1 protein-coding gene is annotated in these 553 nt (G+C 41.2%); it reads left to right on the top strand.

All coding sequences use genetic code 11. The annotated features are described in order from the left end of the window. A partial coding sequence (locus HGP28_RS19050; RefSeq protein WP_168837990.1) for a hypothetical protein occupies positions 1-500 on the top strand: 500 nt, incomplete at its 5' end. Positions 501-553: the final 53 nt, after the last annotated feature.

The following is a 553-nucleotide window of genomic DNA, read 5'->3' as shown; positions in this document are numbered from 1 at the left end:
AACTGGCTCCTGAAAATAAAAAAACCGAAGTGGTGAGGTTCAAAACCACATTGTCTGAGTACGAGATGCTCGACTACTTGAAAGAAAATACTGGCTACAACAGCATCGGCGCAATGCTATACGACATGTTCCTTGAACTGTTCAACGAAAAAGGCGTTGTCATCAATATTCCCGGCGAGTCAGCCGAAAGGACGCAACAGGACCTGAGACAAATCGGCACAAACCTAAATCAGGCAACGGCAGCAGTCAATGAAATTGCACGATGGCAAAGAAATGAAATAAGAACCGAAAAAGGACTGGAAAAACTACAAAAAGATTTGAAATTGCTGAAAGCCGTCGTCAAAAAACTGCATGAAGAGTCAAAAACCGGATTGCACAGGGAAAGCTTCAACGAGGAAACATTTAAGAAAATCAAAAGAATGAATCAATCCGATGAAATCCCAGAGATTTCGAAGAAAATAAAAGCAAAGCTACAAACCCAAAAAGATAAGCTGAGCTAATAAGTCCTACCCCACCACCCATCGGGGCAATAATAAGAACAAAATGAGGCAAT

It is taken from the genome of Vibrio agarilyticus, assembly GCF_012641465.1.
Lineage (GTDB): Bacteria > Pseudomonadota > Gammaproteobacteria > Enterobacterales > Vibrionaceae > Vibrio > Vibrio agarilyticus.
This window is presented reverse-complemented; position numbering and strand designations above follow the sequence as displayed.